This window comes from Gammaproteobacteria bacterium, assembly GCA_013003425.1.
Lineage (GTDB): Bacteria > Pseudomonadota > Gammaproteobacteria > Steroidobacterales > JABDKV01 > JABDJB01.
In genome coordinates this window covers 69,742-86,436 of the sequence record JABDJB010000012.1, presented here as the reverse complement: position 1 = coordinate 86,436, position 16,695 = coordinate 69,742, and the positions used below count along the sequence as shown (strand labels likewise).

Sequence of the window (16,695 nt, the reverse complement as noted above, 5' to 3'; positions counted from 1 at the left end):
GCTAAGCGATCTCCCGTTCGGCCTGGCGTACCGCGGCAACAAACTCCCTGATCAGCGTTGCGCACTTTCTACCCGGCGCGGTTTCGACACCACTGCTGACATCGACTGCCCACGGCCGTACGGTCCGGATAGCCGCAGCGACATTGGCCGCATTGAGTCCGCCTGCCAGAATCATGCGCCCGCGTTGCGCCAGTTGTGCCGCGCGTGACCAGTCGACGGTCGTTCCCCGGCCACTTTGCGCTCCCTCGTAGACAAACCAGGGTGGCAGATCCGCGGTATCTTCGCCCTCGCGAATCACCGGGATGCTGCGTACGCCGGGTGGCAGGATGACATTTTCCAGGTCGCGCCGGTCACTTTGCCACCATGCCGGTGCAAGTTGTGCCAGCACATCGCTGAAACCGGCCGGCGGATGGCGTGTCACAGCGACTGCCGCAACCCACGGTGGCAGTCGCTGCATGAGCCCGGCAGCGAGTGCCGTGTCTACCTGGCGTGGCGACTCAGCAAACACAAAGCCGATCGCATCGACACCTTCCGCGACCGCCGTATCGACAATTTCGGCCGAGGTCACACCACAGATTTTTATCCGCACCCGGCTCATCCGGCAATCGACCTGCGACCCGCAATGAGCAGGTCCTGCAGGAACTTCGCTGGCTGCCGCTGCTTCATCAGCGCGGTGCCCACCAGCGCCATGGCATACCCGGCTTGCGCGACTTCGCGTACCTGCTCATTGCTGGCCATGCCGCTTTCGGCAACACGCACACAGCCGGGCGGAAATTTGCCGGCCAGCTGTGGCAGACGCTCGAATTCCACCTCCAGTGTAGCGAGATTGCGCGCGTTGAGACCGACCAGTAATTGCGGGTGTCCCTGCACGAAATTCCGTGCCCGCCGCAGGTCGCTGCCATCAAACGCTTCCAGCAACACAAACATCTTTGCCCGCGCCGCGGCTTCGATCATGCTGTTGATCTGGAAATCGTCGAGCAGGCGCAGTATCAACAGAACGCCGCCGGCGCCGGCCGCAGCCGCCTCCCACACCTGGTAGACGTCGACAATGAAATCCTTGCGCATCGCCGGCACACCCAGCGGATGCAGCCCGTGAGCGATCTTTTCCAGGTGGGCAAGGTCGCCGCCAAAACGCTGCGGCTCCGTCAGAACTGACACCGCAACAGCACCGGCACGCGCATAGGCGCGGGCACGGTCGACCAGCGCATCAACACTTTCAGCGGAAAGCTCGCCGTGCGCCGGCGAGCTGCGTTTGACCTCGCCAATGATGTCAAAACCCTTTGCACTGGGCGTCAGCGCCGGTGCTGCCTGTCGCTGTAACGCCGCCTGGACGACAGTTTTCAGCGGGCGCTGTGCCATTGCATGACGCGCCCGCTGCAGGGAAGAGGCGCGCATGGTTTCGAGAAAATCACTCACAGGCTATCGCCAAAACCTTTCAGTTTTTTCAGCAGCGTCGCCGCGCGACCTGTGTTTATCGACTCACGCACATGCGCCAGCGACGCGCGACGCCCGCTGGCTGCGCCACTGACCTCGAGCAACAACGCGGCGCCAAGTGTCAGCGCGTCGTAGTGCGGCCCCAGCTCGCCATGAAAAACTGCGGTCATCTTTTCGGCGTTATGGGCGGCATCACCGCCTGCGAGCTGCTCGGGCGCGCAGCGTTCGATCTTGTAATCATGCGGGTCGCGGCGTTCCTGGTGTACGCGACCCGGGCGCACGTCGTAAAGCTGAAACGGGCCGACCGGTGTCGCCTCGTCCCAGCCCGGTTCGCCGTGCACCACGAACACACGCTGTATCTCCATGCCCGCCAGCGTGTCCGCCATCAGTCGGGCTGCTTCCGGGCTGTAAGCACCAATTACACCAAACGGTGGCCTGGCCGGATTCGACAATGGCCCCAGCAGGTTGAACACGGTGCGCACTGCCATCGCGCCGCGCACAGGTGCGATGCTTTTCATCGCCGGGTGATAGAACGGAGCAAACAGGAAAGTAAAGCTGGTGGCATCAAGACAGCGCACGGCATCCTGTTCGTTGAGCGGCAGTGGCAAACCGAGCGCTTCGAGCACATCGGCACTGCCGCTCTTGCTCGATACTGCCCGGTTACCATGCTTTATCACCCGCACGCCGGCAGCGGCGGCCAGCAGCGCCGCACCGGTCGAAATATTGAAGCTGCCGGAACCGTCGCCACCCGTGCCGACACAATCGACTGCGGGCGCGCCTGGTGGTATCTGCGGATCGACTGCCAGTTCGCGCATGGTGTTGGCAAACCCGCGAATCTCTGCGGCCGTTTCGCCTTTCTGCCGCAACGCCACCAGCACGCCTCCGGCCAGCGCCGGGTGCAGCGTGGGCTCTGTCAGCGCATGCATCAGCTCGGCCGCACGCGACTGTTCAAGATCAACGCCATCGAGCAGATCGGCAAGAGCCTGTTTTGCGACGCGATGAGCTTCGTCGCTGCGGGCGGTGCTGGCATCCAGGCGCTGGGTATCGGTCATCACGTAATCTCCATTTTCAGGAAATTTTCCAGAAGCCTGTCGCCCTGCGGCGTCAACACACTCTCCGGATGAAACTGCACACCCTCGATGCACAGTTCACGATGACGCACGGCCATGACCTCTTCATCGTCGGTGCGCGCGCTGACCTCGAGTACGCCAGGCAGTTCGACTGCGGCCAGCGAATGATAGCGACCGGCTTCCAGCGGCTGGTCGAGGCCCGCGAATACGCCCTTGCCGTCGTGGTGCACCGCCGAACTCTTGCCGTGCATTATGGTGCTGGCCGAATCCACCCGCCCGCCAAAAACCTCGACGATCGACTGGTGCCCCAGACACACGCCAAGCACCGGCACCTTGCCGGCGCAACGCTCGATCGCTGCCATCGATATGCCGGCATCGGCCGGTCGGCCCGGACCGGGTGAGATCACCAGGTGGGTCAGCCCGGTTGCCAGAACATCATTGACCCCGATCGCGTCATTGCGCTGCACTTCAACCCTGGCGCCCAGCACTGCAAATGCCTGTACCAGGTTGTAGGTGAACGAATCGTAGTTATCGATGAGCAGCAGCTTCGCCATCACAGGCCCTCGCCGGCGATCTTCAGTGCGCGTTGCAGTATGGCGCTTTTGGCCAGCACTTCCTCGTACTCTTTCTGCGGAATGCTGTCGGCGACAATACCGGCACCGGCCTGGAAACTGTAGTTGCCCTGGTCAAAGACCAGCGTACGGATGGCTATTGCCTGGTCCATGCTGCCGCCGTGGGCAAAATAGCCGACAGTGCCACCATAAAGACCGCGCCGTTGCGGTTCATTTTCGTCGATCAGCTCCATTGCCCGGACCTTTGGCGCACCGACCAGGGTGCCGGCGGGAAATGCGGCGGCGAACAGATCGAAGGCATCGCAATCAGCGTCGAGCTGCCCGCTCACGCCGCTGACGATGTGCATTACGTGGCTGTAGCGCTCGATATTGCGGTAAGGACTGACCTTTACCGTCCCCGGCCGGGCTACCCGGCCAAGATCGTTGCGCGCCAGGTCAACAAGCATGACGTGTTCGGCGCCTTCTTTCGGATCTGCCAACAGGTCAGCCTCGTTTTGTCGGTCCTGCTCATTGTCGTTGCCGCGTGGCCGGGTGCCGGCAATGGGCCGCAACGAAGCACGACCGCTCTCATCGAGCCGAACCAGTGCCTCGGGCGATGAGCCGGCTACCGCGGCGTCGCCGAAGCGGAAGAAATACATATAAGGAGACGGGTTCAGCAGGCGCAGGGCGCGATAGGCATCAAACGGATCGATGTCGGTCTGACCGGAGAAACACACGGACAACACTATCTGGTACACATCGCCGGCACCGATGTAATCCTGTGCTTTGCGCACCAGCGAGTTGAACTGTTCGCCGCTGAGGCTGGCCACCGCCGATTCGACGCTGGCAGGCCCGACCGCGGGCGGCAGCGGGCCACGCAGCGCCTCGATAACTTCTGTGCGCAAGGCTTTACGTTCCGCTTCGCTGCCGTCATGCAACAGCGCCACGCGACGGGTGAGGTGATCGAAAACCAGCAGCGATGAGGTTGCCGTGTAAGCAGCATCCGGGACACGTGGCAATGGTGTTGCCCTCTGCGGTAGTCGCTCAAAGTAGCGCACCAGGTCATAAGCCGCCACGCCAACCAGGCCGCCGTGGAACGGCAGGCCGTCTATGTGCGGCCCCGGGCGCGGCGCCTGTTCCAGCGCCTGCCGCAACGCATCGAGCACGCCCGCACGTCCCGGTTCCAGCGCCTGTGCCGCGCCGTTGATTTGCAGCTCGCCATTGCGCAAGCGCAGGTTTAGCGCATCGCCAAAGCCGATGAATGAGTAGCGCGCCAGGCTGACCCCGCCCTCCACGCTTTCCAGAAGAAAATGCGGCTGAAACGGCTCCAGCTTGCGAAACGCCGAAACCGGCGTGTCGAGGTCAGCGGCGATGTCGAATGGTGGCTGCATAGAATCTGCCGGTACGATAAAAAAAGCCCATCCCCGGTTGGCGGGGATGGGCTGTCAACGTTTTGCGAAGTACGTGTTGACCCGTCAGACAGGTACAGCCATCCCAGGTTGCTGGCGCCAGCGCCAGCTGGTGGCAAGGGATAACTTTCGCGACACAAACTTCACGCCCCGATTGTTAACCGCACGGCCGGCGCGGGTCAACCGGATTGATTTGACAGAACTCGCTCCACTGGTGGAAAAACAACCCGGGCAGCCAAAAAAGCAGGGTTTGTCGTCCCTGTCTGCAGCCACGACCAGCGCACGGCAGCCGCAGCGCTAATTTGCGAAAATGGGCTATAGACAGCGGACCCCGCGCACCCCGCCGGGGTGTATGAGGATGAAATGACCCGATCAATACTGACGAGCCTGGCGCTGGTGCTGCTGCTCGCGGGCTGCGGTTCCGGCAACTCCTCAGGTGACAGTCCGGCCGATCTGCCCAATGATTCGCCCAATGATCCGCCACCCACCGGCGGTGAGCCGGTACCAAACAGCAAGCGGGTCGACCGGCGGGCAGTGGTGCCGCAGTTTTTTGCGGACTGCGACGCTTACATCGCATACCTCACTGATGCTTTTTTTACCTCGGTCACCCAGGACCAGCCGTGCCCGTTCGGCTGGTGCCCGATCGACGTCGTGGCGTTTGAAACACCGGCCCCGGCCGCCGATGCCAGCGCATCCCCCGGTGATGTATCGCAGACCAACACCCAGGAACCCGGCGTCGATGAAGGTGACCTGGTCGAGGCTGATTCGTTTGGCAACGTGTATGTGCTGAACGCCGGACGGCTGGTGGTGGTCGACGGGTTCCCGCCGGAGCAGGCCAACATCATCGCCGAGCTGCAGCTGGACGGGCCGGGGTACCCGCAGGAGATGCTGCTGGATGAAACTGCGGAGCGGCTGGTAATCGTCGGCCAGGACTACCTGGGCCTGCCCGAACCGGGCAAGCCGGTAAGCAACGTCTGGATTGTCGATATAAGCGACCCGGCGGCGCCGGTAATCGCCGGCACGCTGCAGTTTGATGGCTACCCGCTGGCGTCACGCCGCAACGGCAGCCGGGTACACCTGTTTACCCACACCGCACTGTTCCTGCCCGGTGTGTTCTACGCAGATAATGGCTGGGAGTTGATCCGGCAATGGCATGCCGCGCAGGAGGCCGACGACGAAGACGAACTCACCGCAGCAACCGCGGCGCTGCGGCAGCGGATTTCCGCGTCAATTGCGGCACAAAGCGCTGCGTACCTGCCGCACGCCACCGGTTTGGACGGCAATGCCGCCCCGCTCGATTGCGCTGACCTTGCCGCACCGGAAATCGATATCGAACCGGCCTTTTCGATGATATCCAGTTTCGATAGCGACGGCGGCAACGTGAACAGTGCTGCGCTGGTAAATAATGTCAGCACGGTTTATGCCAGTGAAGGCGATGCCTACCTGGCGCAGAGCAGCCGCGGCTGGTGGTGGGACCCGCTGCAGGCCGACGAAACGGCCGTTTACAAATATTCCATCGGTGTAGGCGCACCGCAGTTTCGCGCGGCTGGCGTCGTTGCCGGCCAGGCCTATAACAATCTTCACTTCAGCGAACACGACGGCTTCCTGCGCGTGGCCACGAACGAAACGGTTTTTGATGACGCGACGGAAGACTTCGCGCTGACCAACCACCTGTTCGTGTTGCGTGATGACGACGCGGGTAACCTCGTCGTGGCCGGTGCGGTAGAGAACTTCGAAGCCGATGAGGACATATTTGCCGTGCGTTTCCTCGGCGAGCGCGGCTATGTCGTCACCTTCCGGCAGATCGACCCGCTGTTTAGCTTCGACCTGGCGGACCCGCTGAACCCGCGTCTGGCCGGTGAGCTGGAGTTGCCGGGTTTTTCCACCTACATGCAGCCAGTCGGAGAATCTCACCTCCTTACAATTGGCCGCGATGCGGACGCCGACGGCAACGTGGGGCCGCTGGCGCTGCGGATTTTCGACGTGGCTGACCTGGCGGCGCCGCGGCTCGCTCATACCTGGATACTGGAACAGAGCGACCTGCCGTGGGCGGGCTGGAGCCCGGCGGCCTATGACTATCGGGCTTTCAACTTCTATGCGCCACGCGGGTTGCTGTCGCTGCCCTACTCATTCTATGAGTTTGACTGGCAGAGCAGCTTTAACGGCTTTGTCTATTTCGCTATCGATGTCGTCGGTGGCATTAGCGAAATCGGCCGCATCAATCACAACGACCTGGTCAGCCAGGCGTATTGCCCGGATGCGCCGGAAAATTGCGACTACCCCGGCCTGTGGTTTTCTGCCAATCCGCTGCGCTCGATCATCATGACCGACGGCACGGACAGCTACATCCACACTGTTTCAGATGCCGGCCTGAAAGTGACGCCGGCCGATGACCCGGCAAGCGTGCTGCGAAGTATTGTTCTTGCGCCGGGTTATTGAGCGGGCGTCAGCTCGTACAGGAACGGCATGAGCAGTGAGAAGGCCAGCCACATGATAATTGTCAGCGGGATGCCGACGCGCAGGAAATCGGAGAATTTGTAGCCGCCGGCGCTGAAAACCAGCAGGTTTGTCTGGTAACCCATCGGCGTGGCAAAGCTCATGTTGGCACCAAACAGAACTGCCAGCACGAAAGCCTCGGGCGAGGCACCGATCTCTGTTGCCACGCTTACAGCAATGGGCGTGCCGATCACCGCAGCCGCGTTGTTTGACACCACGTTTGTCAGCACCGCGACCAGCAGCATCAAGCCACTGAGCACAACCGGCACCGGCAGCCCCCACGTCATCGCCACGAACAGGTGGGCGACAAATTCCGCGCCGCCGGTGCGCATTAGCGCTATGCCCAGCCCGAGACTGGCAACAATGATCAATATGACCGGCGTACTCAGCGCGCCGGCCGCGTTGCGCCAGTCGATGCAGCGCGTCAGGATCATCAGCGCCACGCCGGTTAACGCGCTGACCGAAATGGGCAGCAACCCGGTTGCGGCCGATATCACGACAAACGCAATTATTCCCAGCGCGGTATTGGCACGTTTCGTGTGCGGCAGGTTGGTGGTGCCGTCGAGCACCAGCATCTGGCCGCCGCGCTTGAGGCCGTTAATATGGTCCGGCGAGCCCTGCACCAGCAGCACGTCGCCGGCACGCAGCCGGATTTCGTCAATACCGCGACCGGTGTCGACAACATGAGTGCGCGCCCGGTGAATGGCCAGCGGCACCAGCCGGAAACGGGTAGTGAAACGGGTTGATTTAAGCGTCCGGTGATGCAGCAGCGAGCCACGCGTCACAACCACCTCGGCGAGTTGCTGGTCCTGCTCGGTTGGCAGGTGTTCCGGATCGATGCTCAGCTTCTCGCCGCTGGGCTGGTGCAGCGTCGCCCCCAGCAGCTGCTCGAATTCCTTCAGCATCTCCGGGGTATCGTTGATATAGAGCCGGTCGCCTGGCTGAATCGTTACCGACGGCAGCTTGGCAACAAACAGACCCTCGCCACGCTGGATGCGCGACACCGCCATGCGGTTTTCAGTGCGGCCTAGCACTTCAGAGAGCGTTTTACCGTTGGCGAAGCTGTCTTCATTGATGTACAGCACGGCGTTAAAAATACGCGGCGAGGTATCGCCCATGGGCGCGCGACGCTCCGGCAGCAGGCGCGGCGCTATCAGCCACAGGAACAGGATGCCCACAGAACCGGCCAGCAGCACCGGCAGCGTAAAGTAGAACATTCCCATCCGCGGCAGCCCGAGGTCTGCTGCAATACCGACTACGAGCAGATTGGTCGAGGTGCCGATGGTGGTGGCCATGCCGCCGACCAGCGTGGCCAGGCCCATCGGCATGAGTATTTCCGACGGGGCCGTGGCATTGCGAATCGCGACGCTGACCAGTATTGGCAGCAGCATCACGACAATCGGGGTGTTGTTGAGAAAGGCGCTGAGCGCTGCGGCGACGACCAGTGTGGCCAGGAAGGAAAAAACCGGCCGGGTTTTCCAGCCCTTTGACATGAACAGCGCCACCGGTCGCAGTGCGCCGGTTGTTTCCAGCCCGCGACCCACGACCATCAGCGCCGCAATCGTTACCAGTGCCTCGTGACCAAAGCCGGCAAAAAAATCGGTGACCGCGACGGGAACGCCGTTGCGCTCGTACGGAAAGATCTGGAATACGAGCACCAGCACTACCAGCACGAACAGGCAGGAGCTTTCCAGTGGTATGCGGTCCCGGGTAAACAGGAACAGCGCACCCACGGTGAGGAGCAACGCAAAGATTGCGTGCGCGTCAGGTGTGATTGCTTGCAAAGCTGTATTGCGACTTGCGCGGCATCCCCGTGGGCCGGATAGAATCCTGCCGGCCCTGCCGCTAACAGCGCCTCGTTACCCTCTGAAGGGCCTGTTTATCACGGCAGCCGCCGTGGCAGCAAGGACGCCGTGCTGATAGCGAAGCCCGGTTTTTTAAGTCTTTGGTGCTACGCCGTTTTCTGCCGGCCGGATTTCTTCGACGTCCGGCTGCTGCAGCCCGGGCACAGGCTCTGCCTGAGAGACAGCGAGTCGTGAATATAGATGTTCTGGCACAACTCACAGCGGGTGAACTGCAGCTCGTCGCCCCGCGCCAGCGCTTCGATCAGGAACCATGCACGCTCGAAACAGATCCTGCGTCCAGGGTGTAGCAGGCAGTACATGTCGTAGGCCAGGCAGAAACGCTGGCCGTATTCTACGGTGCCTTGTGGCAGCAACAGTTCGGCGCGGCGGTCCGGACGCACCAGGATCAGGCCGGCATCGGCGTACAGCAGCCCCAGCGTTGTCGCTTCAGCCTGGTGGAGCCGGCTTTTTACATACACCGAAATACGGGTGGGCGGCTTGCCGCGTTGCCGGCGCACTTTGATTTTTGGTTCGGCTTTGAAGTAAGTGGTATAGATTTTTCGTATGCGGTCGTCAGACAGCCCGGTGCAGGTTCGTATCGTGCAGGTACGCGCCTCGTAGGCGATCATGCGCATGGCCAGTTCGAATTGATTGCGTTCGCGGGCATAGCGGCTGTCGCTGATTCTCATCCTGTTCCCTCCTCCTGGGTGACCAGTGATACTCCCGCGCCTCCATGCTGTCCCGATTACATTTGTTCCAAAATGCTCAGATATGCTAGGTTCAGGCGAAAATTTGTTCCAAATTGACCGGCTGCAGACGCTGTATTTGGGGATGTTTTATCACCCCTGTTGCGCTAATTAGTATAAAAAACTCTTTGGTTCATAGAGTTATCGAGCGTGTGCGCTAAGAGGGTCAATGGCACAATGCACAAAAATCGTGCCAGTGTGACTGGCACAAAATTGACAGCTGCGGAGGGTATTTTATGGGAAGCGTCGATCTGACTGGCGATGTCATCGAGCCGGAACTGGGCCGGCATATCCTGGCGGAGCTGGCCAGCCTGAACGCCGGATTTCTCGACCTGGCTACCAGCCGCGTGAACGGCCATGCGTTGTTGCCGGCCGACCAGCAATCTGCCCTGGCCGGTCTCAGCGATGCTGCGAAGCGGCGCCTGGCGGATTGTGCCTTTGCGCTGTTCGACCTCAAGCTTTGCAACGTGCAGTGCTGGCGGCAACTAAGGGCTGGCGGTGCAGGCGACGAGCTGAGGATATCCGGCCACACCGACAATCACGAGATCGGCCTGTTTACTCTGTCGGCACTGATGTACCTGCGGCACCTGGCCGACGTAAATCGCTTTTTCGCCCGGCTAAGTTTTGGCGCGCCGCTGGACGTACTGCGGATCATCAGCACGCTGCCGATCAGCAGGCTTCGTGTGATTGCCCACGACTACCCCGGCCTGCTGCACACCCGCTTTTGCAGCCAGCCCGGCGCCTGGGCCGGCCTGTTGCGTCTGGCCAGCCGCAGCGATACCGACACGTTACTGCCGGCCACGATTCTCGGCTATCAGCACCTGGGGCAGCAGTCAGCTGCCCGCGAGTAGATCGGCAAAAACCCTTTCATCGACATTGCCGCCGCTGAGGATTACACCAATCCGGCCGCCGCCGTCGCACGCGCCCGAAAGCAGGGCGGCAACACCCAGCGCACCGGACGGCTCGACCACAAGTTTTGTCCGCTGGAACAGGAAGCGGACCGCCTCGCGGATTGCGGTTTCGCTTACTGTCACCATGTCAGCAACGTAGTCGCGCACGATCGGGAATGTCCATTCACCCAGGCAGGGCGTACGCACACCGTCGGCAATGGTGGGCGGGTTATGAACGGTTTGCAGTTGCCCGGTACGGAACGAGCGCGTGGCATCGTCGGCTACTTCAGGTTCGACACCAATCACCTTGCACGTCGGTGCCCGTGCCGACGTGATCAGCGCAGTGCCGCTGAGCAACCCGCCACCGCCGGTTGGTACCAGGATGGAATCCAGCACCGGTACCTGCTGCAGCAACTCAAGCGCCGTGGTGCCCTGCCCCGCAATCACGTCGGGATGGTCATAAGGTGGTATCAGTGTGAGCCCGCGCTCGCTGGCAAGTTTGCGCCCAATCTTCTCGCGTGACTCCCTGTTGGGATCGTACGCGATTATTTCTGCGCCATAACCAGCAGTCGCCTCACGTTTTACCGCCGGTGCATTGACTGGCATGACCACTGTGACCGGCGAGCCGAGCAGACCGCCGGCACAAGCCAGCGCCTGGGCATGATTACCGGATGAATAGGTCACGACGCCGCGGCGGCGTTGTGCATCGTCAAGCTTGCACAGCGCGTTGCAGGCACCGCGAAACTTGAATGCACCAACGCGCTGGAAGTTTTCACATTTCAGGAAGATTTCGGCACCGGTCAATTCATCGAGCGTGCGTGAAGTGATGACCGGCGTTAGCCTGGCCATATCCGCCAGCCGTCCGGCAGCGGCTTCTATCTCTATGCAGAAGGCTTCAACGTCTATGTGTTGCTCAGTCACTGCCGATACGCCACGGTGGATGCCTGCGATTCTTGCCCGCATGGTAAAGGCAAAGACGGTTACCGTCAGGGTCGCGCAGGCGGGCCTCCCGCCACAACCAGCGCTGGTCCTGCGGTGGGGTATCAAACTCTATTCCAGCGACAATCAGCTCCTTTACACGTTGGTCCAGTTGTTCACACTCGAAATAGATTATTGCCTGCGAAGGCTCGCTCTTTTCAACCACGTGCAGGGACAGGGTTGCATCACCATCGGGCAATTCGAATCGGGCGTAGTGCTCCGTCGCCACGATCTGCTTAAGCCCCAGCCGGCTATAGAAATCGACAGCCCGTGGCAGATCGACAGTCGGCAGCGTGACCTGGTTTAGTTGCAACGCACCACCTCGACCATTGGGCACTTAAGTAAATGTAGCACGCGCCACTTGCGCTGCGTGGCGAGGCGCCGGGGCTTGAGCTACGCTCAGACAACACTCATTTGCGCTTTCCCGGAGGGAATAACCATGAAACTATCGATTGCAACCTCACTGCTGACAGGCATTTTGTGGTGTGGAGCAGCCTCGGCTGACCTGTTTCTTGTAAAGACCAGCGAAGGGCCGGGTTTCACTGATCCCAAAGAAGTATTGATGGTTCTGGAAAACGGCATCCTGCCGACGTTCGCCGCAATGCAGGCGGAAAAAAGAATCATCACCGGCGGCTTGCCCGCAGGTTCACGCACGTTTTACCTGATTGTTGAAGCCGGCAGTCACGACGAAGTCGACCGCATGTTGCGTGACCTGCCGGCATGGGGCGTTTTCTCGTGGAAAGTGATTCCGCTGCAATCAATAGCCGGGCGAGCAAAGATGGAAAAAGAAATCGTTAAACAGCTGAAGTCGCGAAAATAAAGTGTAAGCAAGCTGTCGGAATCGTTCAGACGCAGCCAGGCAGCCGGCCGGCTACACCGCCAGCTGCCTGGCTTTTCATTGGTGCGGGCCGGGCGGTGATTTGACTTTCATTCGCAATTCCGGCATTAATCGACTCTATGAAGCTTTCCACCCGGAAACCTGCTGCTTCCACGCTGGCCGCCCGGCCGGCGATGTGCTGTGACTGCTGTTGCGCCTGTATCCAGGCGGCGCACCGGTCCAGCTGACTTTCCCGATTTACTGAACCTGTTCGCGTCGCCCTAAGCCCACGCGAGGCGGCGGCGTCCGTCTGTTCGTTTTTTACTTGCAGGTTCAACACGATGAAAATCACTTCAATGCTTTCTGTGGCGCTGGTATCCATGCTTCTGGCACTGCCAGCGGCGGCAACCAACGGCTATTTCACTCACGGCAAAGGAACCAGGAACAAGGGGATGGCCGGTGCCGGCAGCGCGCAGCCGGCAAGCGCGATCGAGCTGGCCAATAACCCGGCCAGCGCGGTGCTGGTCAGATCCGGCTTCGAGGCCGGCGCCGGGCTGTTCAGCCCGCGTCGCAGTTACACCACTTCCGCCAGCCAGGCCGGCGGCAACGGTGGCGCCTTTACCATCGGACCCAACGCAATTGACAGCGCCCGTGAGGGGTTCGTCATCCCGCACCTTGCGCGCACCTGGAATCATGACCGGCACGCTTTCGGGCTGGCCTTTTATGGCCGCGGTGGCATGAACACTTCCTGGCAGGGTGGCAACGCCAGCTTCGATCCGGACGGGCCGGGCCCGGCACCGGTTGGCAGTTTTGCCGGCACCTATGGTGCGGGGGCGGCCGGTGTAGACCTGGCACAGGCATTTGTCGAACTGGCTTACGCACGCAGGAAAAACGACCGCTTTGCCTGGGGCCTGGCAACGGTACTCGCCGTACAGCGATTCGAGGCAAGCGGTGTGGCCAGCTTCGCACCCTTCACGCGCTCCTTTGCGGCCAGCGGTGGAACAGCACTACCGGAAAACCTGTCAGACCGTGGCCATGACCTGTCCTGGGGTGCCGGGCTGAGAGCCGGCATCAATGCGCTGATAACACCAACGGTCCGCGTGGGCCTGAGTTACCAGAGCAGGGTTTATATGACCGAGTTCGACAACTATGCCGATCTGTTCGCAGAATCGGGTGATTTCGATATCCCTGCAAGCGCGGGGGTTGCCCTGAGCTGGTCACCGGACAACGCATTCAGCCTGCACCTGGATGTCGAGCACACCTGGTACAGCGACGTTGCTGCTGTGGGTAATCCGATCAGTGCAATTTTCAACTGCCCGACTGCAGGGGCGGGCGGCAGCGATATCGAGTCGTGCCTGGGCGGTCGGCGCGGTGCCGGTTTTGGCTGGCGCGACGTGACGACCATCAAACTGGGTGGCGAATGGCGAGCCAGCGACGCGTTGACCCTGCGCGCCGGCGTCAGCCACGGTCGTCAACCGATTCCGGAAACCGAAGTAGTATTTAATATTCTCGCGCCAGGGGTGATCGAAGAGCATTTTACGGCCGGGTTCAGTCGGCGGATTGGCCGAGGCGCAATAAGCGGGGCGGTTCTCTATGCGCCGAAGGAGAGGGTCGCCGGATTAAACAGTTTTGATCCGACTCAGCGTGTCGAGTTTGAAATGCACCAGTTCGAGCTGGAACTGAGTTACGGCTGGCAGTTCTGAACATACGCCTGCCGGCCGGGTTTTGCAGGCTCAGCCGGCAGGCGCAGCGTCAGTTTTGTTGGTGATTCGGATTTGTGGAGCGATGAAAGTGTAGGCCGCAAGTAACAGGCCGGCATAGGTGCCGCCGGCCTCGCGGTACCAGTCCAGCGACTCGAAAGGGCCGCCGATGGTGAAGGCCCAGACAATGAATGCCAGCGAAGTTAACAGCAGCTGGCGTGTCTCGGTTACCTTCAGCGTGAAGCGCAGGTAAAACCAGGTTGCGAAGATACCGAAGAGGAATACCAGCCAGGGCACCGGCGGATGCACACTGGTGGCGCCATCAAGAATAGATGTCATTGCCAGGTATACGCCTATAACTTCCGCCGGGATGAGCTTCAACAGCTTGTCGGCATAGGTGTCGACTTCCTCCGCGGTCGGCGCTGTAAATTCGGCATCGGGAACGCCACGCATACCGCTGCTGGCGGCAGCCCGCGGCGCCGTCCTGTCGACTATGGATCTGGACATGACTCGACCTTGTGCTAGTTGACCTTCAAAGCCTGCTGCCGGAGCAGGTCACCGTTTGAATTATAGAGTCTCGCCGTGTAGCTCCCCGGCTGCGACAGTATGGTCCAGTCGCTGGTGCGTGTGTTGCCCTGCAGGCTGAACTTTCGTTCCTTCACCATCTTCGGCGGATCGGACTCGAGAAAGAACAGAACCGCCACACCGCTGCCTTGTTCGGCTTCGGTGTGTTCTACCACCGAGTAAACCCGGCTGCCGGCGCCAAAACTTGTCTCGCCGGAACAAGGTGCCGCAGCCTGGCAAACCGAAAAACCTGCCACGTTCATTCGACCCTGCAGTTGTTCCAGCCGGCCCAGCGCTTCAGTTACATAGGGAAGCTCGGGCGCCGGCTCAAAGTTCCGCGCCGCCGAGAAATCGCTTATCCATGCCTCGTAGGCCGAGATCTTGTCGGTCAGCGTGGCGGAGCCGCTATCGAAAGCCGCGTCGGCCGCCTGGCGCGACTCACTCAAGGCAGTCAATGGCTGTTTCAGCGCCAGCAGCTGTTCACGCATCTGTGCCGAAAGGCCGAGCGCCTCTACCCCGGTCAGCGCTTCGATCGCTGCGGCGGTGCTGGTCTGCTCATTCTCGACCCCGTTGACCGCTTCACTGAACGCCGACTCGACTGTCGGACTGACTATTACATTAACCTTCGCCGCCTTGTTGCGTGGCTCTGCCTCCGGCTTGTTTGTGTCGGTTACGGTCGCCATGACCTCAAACTCACCGGCTGCCGATGCTGTCAGCTCGGCGCGCCAGAAGCCATCCACTTCCTGAGTTTCCCCGACGCTCAGGTCGTTCGCATTGGGTGCGCTGACCACGACGTCGTAGCGATCCAGGTGACTGCTGTCTTCCGGCGGACTGGTCGGTCCGAAACGCAGCGTCAGCGGTTCATTGATGTATGCCTCGACCTCCCTGCTCTCGAAATCGAGCGGCGCGGCCCTTGTGCCGAGGAGGAAATACACTGCCGCAGCAGCTATCAGCGCAAGTACACCTGCACCGCCGGCAATTGCGGTGATATTACTTTTCGGGATGCCGTCGGTTCCGGCAACCGCCCCCGTCGCCGGGGCGGGCGTAACGGCGACAGGCTCCGCGTCGGCCGGGTCCTCGCCCTTGTCAAACAGCCGGCCGTCCGGGGTGCGCATATAAAGAACCGGGGTGCCCCATTCCATCGAGCCGGGCTGGTCAGCGAGAATCGCGTTGCGCCCGTGAGCAACTGCCTCGTCGACAGCAACGCCGCGTTCCAGGCGTGAATAAAAAGTCCGCGCGAACGCAATTGCGGCTTCGTCCGAAATCGGGAACTGCATTGCGACCACTGCCGGCAGGCCGGCCATGACCAGCCGGTTGGCCACGCCGGAAAACGGCGAGTCCTCGTCGGTCTTGGCCAGGTCACAGGCGTTGAGGAAAGCCAGCCGCACCGTCGGCGCATTACGCAGGAATGTGCCCAGCGTTTCCGCATCCAGCAGTTTGGCATTCTGTTCTTCGTCCTCCAGCACCAGGGCGCCAACGCCAGTGCTTTCATCATGGGTGCCGTGCCCCATGTAGTGCAGCACGTGGTAGTCGTCGCTGGTAAGCCATTGGCGCAACGCATTTGGCGTGGGGTGTTCCTTTACCGTCAGCTCGACGTCGTCATCATCACCCCAGATGCTCTCGATCAGCTGGCGCTCCTTGGCCAGGTCGAGCTGGTGCTCACCTTTCGGGCTGGACATCACCACAAGCACTTTCAGTTTGCCGGCCAGCGGCTGCAGCGTATTGGGACGCTGCACGTCGAGATAACGCACGATGGGTGTCTGCTTGCTCAGGTTGAGATAGTCCATGGTGTCCGCGTCATAGACGTATTCCCATGGCACCCCGGCGAGCTTGCCGACACCGGCGTCGTTGAGATTGAGATGCAGGTTGATACGCAAACCGACCGAAGGATCCTGCAGGTCACGCGACATGGCGTTGTACAGCTTGCCAACACGACCGGTAAACAGCGCATTGAACAGCTGTGCGCCAAACTCGGACGGCTTCACCGGCTCCGGCCCTTCCATGACTACTTTGCGCTGCGTCGCGCCTGAACCGCGCACCGCACGCCCCATATTGTGCAGCTGGTTTATGGCTTCTTCCACATCGAATGGCAGCACGATGTGTTCGTCCGCGCTCCCGGCCGGTGATTCCACGCTGACGTCGTAACCATCGTCGCGCTTTGCCTCTATGCGAATGCGAAAATCATGATATTTCATA

At 61.1% G+C, this 16,695-nt stretch carries 15 protein-coding genes; 4 read left to right on the top strand and 11 right to left on the bottom strand.

Annotated features, from left to right (window positions below; translation table 11 throughout):
* Window position 1 precedes the first annotated feature (1 nt).
* From HKN06_02445 to HKN06_02425, 5 genes are read right to left on the bottom strand one after another with little or no spacing between them, the layout of a single operon-like run.
* Window positions 2–568: a phosphoribosylanthranilate isomerase gene (locus HKN06_02445; GenBank protein ID NNF60171.1), complete on the bottom strand. Its 567-nt coding sequence runs from the start codon at window positions 566–568 to the stop codon at window positions 2–4.
* A gap of 26 nt (window positions 569–594) precedes the next feature.
* Window positions 595–1,416 (bottom strand): indole-3-glycerol-phosphate synthase TrpC, encoded by an 822-nt coding sequence (locus HKN06_02440; protein ID NNF60170.1) that lies wholly within the window; start codon window positions 1,414–1,416, stop codon window positions 595–597.
* The gene (gene trpD / locus HKN06_02435; protein NNF60169.1) at window positions 1,413–2,486 is read right to left on the bottom strand and encodes an anthranilate phosphoribosyltransferase; all 1,074 of its coding nucleotides are present in this window, start codon (window positions 2,484–2,486) and stop codon (window positions 1,413–1,415) included. The genes HKN06_02440 and trpD overlap by 4 nt, the downstream gene beginning before the upstream one ends.
* Entirely contained in the window at window positions 2,486–3,058 is a 573-nt protein-coding gene (locus tag HKN06_02430; GenBank protein ID NNF60168.1) for an aminodeoxychorismate/anthranilate synthase component II, read from the bottom strand. Before HKN06_02430 ends, trpD begins: the two co-directional genes overlap by 1 nt.
* On the bottom strand, window positions 3,058–4,446 hold the full coding sequence (locus HKN06_02425) for an anthranilate synthase component I family protein (GenBank protein NNF60167.1): 1,389 nt from the start codon (window positions 4,444–4,446) through the stop codon (window positions 3,058–3,060). Before HKN06_02425 ends, HKN06_02430 begins: the two co-directional genes overlap by 1 nt.
* 381 nt (window positions 4,447–4,827) lie before the next feature.
* Here HKN06_02425 and HKN06_02420 point away from each other — a divergent pair, with 381 nt between their 5' ends.
* Window positions 4,828–6,903 (top strand): hypothetical protein, encoded by a 2,076-nt coding sequence (locus tag HKN06_02420; protein ID NNF60166.1) that lies wholly within the window; start codon window positions 4,828–4,830, stop codon window positions 6,901–6,903.
* Here the strand turns inward: HKN06_02420 and HKN06_02415 are convergent.
* Both HKN06_02415 and HKN06_02410 read right to left on the bottom strand, forming a co-directional pair.
* A complete protein-coding gene (locus HKN06_02415; protein ID NNF60165.1) occupies window positions 6,897–8,735 on the bottom strand; it encodes an SLC13 family permease in 1,839 nt (612 codons plus the stop codon). The two genes, HKN06_02420 and HKN06_02415, sit on opposite strands and share 7 nt — an antisense overlap.
* Window positions 8,736–8,911: 176 nt before the next feature.
* The gene (locus HKN06_02410) at window positions 8,912–9,493 is read right to left on the bottom strand and encodes a hypothetical protein (protein ID NNF60164.1); all 582 of its coding nucleotides are present in this window, start codon (window positions 9,491–9,493) and stop codon (window positions 8,912–8,914) included.
* A 293-nt stretch (window positions 9,494–9,786) separates the two neighbouring features.
* Here HKN06_02410 and HKN06_02405 point away from each other — a divergent pair, with 293 nt between their 5' ends.
* The gene (locus tag HKN06_02405; GenBank protein NNF60163.1) at window positions 9,787–10,401 is read left to right on the top strand and encodes a hypothetical protein; all 615 of its coding nucleotides are present in this window, start codon (window positions 9,787–9,789) and stop codon (window positions 10,399–10,401) included.
* Here the strand turns inward: HKN06_02405 and HKN06_02400 are convergent.
* The gene (locus HKN06_02400) at window positions 10,384–11,403 is read right to left on the bottom strand and encodes a threo-3-hydroxy-L-aspartate ammonia-lyase (protein NNF60162.1); all 1,020 of its coding nucleotides are present in this window, start codon (window positions 11,401–11,403) and stop codon (window positions 10,384–10,386) included. The genes HKN06_02405 and HKN06_02400 overlap by 18 nt on opposite strands.
* Window positions 11,354–11,731, bottom strand: coding sequence for a VOC family protein (locus HKN06_02395; GenBank protein ID NNF60161.1), 378 nt, complete (start codon window positions 11,729–11,731; stop codon window positions 11,354–11,356). The genes HKN06_02400 and HKN06_02395 overlap by 50 nt, the downstream gene beginning before the upstream one ends.
* A 126-nt stretch (window positions 11,732–11,857) precedes the next feature.
* Between HKN06_02395 and HKN06_02390 the strand changes: the two genes are divergently transcribed.
* Together HKN06_02390 and HKN06_02385 are read left to right on the top strand one after the other, a co-directional pair.
* Window positions 11,858–12,238, top strand: coding sequence for a hypothetical protein (locus HKN06_02390; protein NNF60160.1), 381 nt, complete (start codon window positions 11,858–11,860; stop codon window positions 12,236–12,238).
* A gap of 362 nt (window positions 12,239–12,600) precedes the next feature.
* A complete protein-coding gene (locus HKN06_02385; GenBank protein NNF60159.1) occupies window positions 12,601–13,938 on the top strand; it encodes a hypothetical protein in 1,338 nt (445 codons plus the stop codon).
* A gap of 30 nt (window positions 13,939–13,968) precedes the next feature.
* Here HKN06_02385 and HKN06_02380 read toward each other — a convergent pair whose 3' ends face one another.
* The gene (locus HKN06_02380) at window positions 13,969–14,442 is read right to left on the bottom strand and encodes a hypothetical protein (protein NNF60158.1); all 474 of its coding nucleotides are present in this window, start codon (window positions 14,440–14,442) and stop codon (window positions 13,969–13,971) included.
* Window positions 14,443–14,456: 14 nt separating this feature from the next.
* Window positions 14,457–16,694: a CHAT domain-containing protein gene (locus tag HKN06_02375; protein NNF60157.1), complete on the bottom strand. Its 2,238-nt coding sequence runs from the start codon at window positions 16,692–16,694 to the stop codon at window positions 14,457–14,459.
* Window position 16,695: the final 1 nt, after the last annotated feature.

Excerpts from the sequence above, each read along its gene's own strand:
- trpD (NNF60169.1), bottom strand. The coding sequence starts at position 2,486 with ATGACCGATACCCAGCGCCTGGATGCCAGCACCGCCCGCAGCGACGAA.
- HKN06_02430 (NNF60168.1), bottom strand. The coding sequence starts at position 3,058 with ATGGCGAAGCTGCTGCTCATCGATAACTACGATTCGTTCACCTACAAC.
- HKN06_02425 (NNF60167.1), bottom strand. The coding sequence starts at position 4,446 with ATGCAGCCACCATTCGACATCGCCGCTGACCTCGACACGCCGGTTTCG.
- HKN06_02420 (NNF60166.1), top strand. The coding sequence starts at position 4,828 with ATGACCCGATCAATACTGACGAGCCTGGCGCTGGTGCTGCTGCTCGCG.
- HKN06_02410 (NNF60164.1), bottom strand. The coding sequence starts at position 9,493 with ATGAGAATCAGCGACAGCCGCTATGCCCGCGAACGCAATCAATTCGAA.
- HKN06_02405 (NNF60163.1), top strand. The coding sequence starts at position 9,787 with ATGGGAAGCGTCGATCTGACTGGCGATGTCATCGAGCCGGAACTGGGC.
- HKN06_02400 (NNF60162.1), bottom strand. The coding sequence starts at position 11,403 with ATGCGGGCAAGAATCGCAGGCATCCACCGTGGCGTATCGGCAGTGACT.
- HKN06_02390 (NNF60160.1), top strand. The coding sequence starts at position 11,858 with ATGAAACTATCGATTGCAACCTCACTGCTGACAGGCATTTTGTGGTGT.
- HKN06_02380 (NNF60158.1), bottom strand. The coding sequence starts at position 14,442 with ATGTCCAGATCCATAGTCGACAGGACGGCGCCGCGGGCTGCCGCCAGC.
- HKN06_02375 (NNF60157.1), bottom strand. The coding sequence starts at position 16,694 with ATGAAATATCATGATTTTCGCATTCGCATAGAGGCAAAGCGCGACGAT.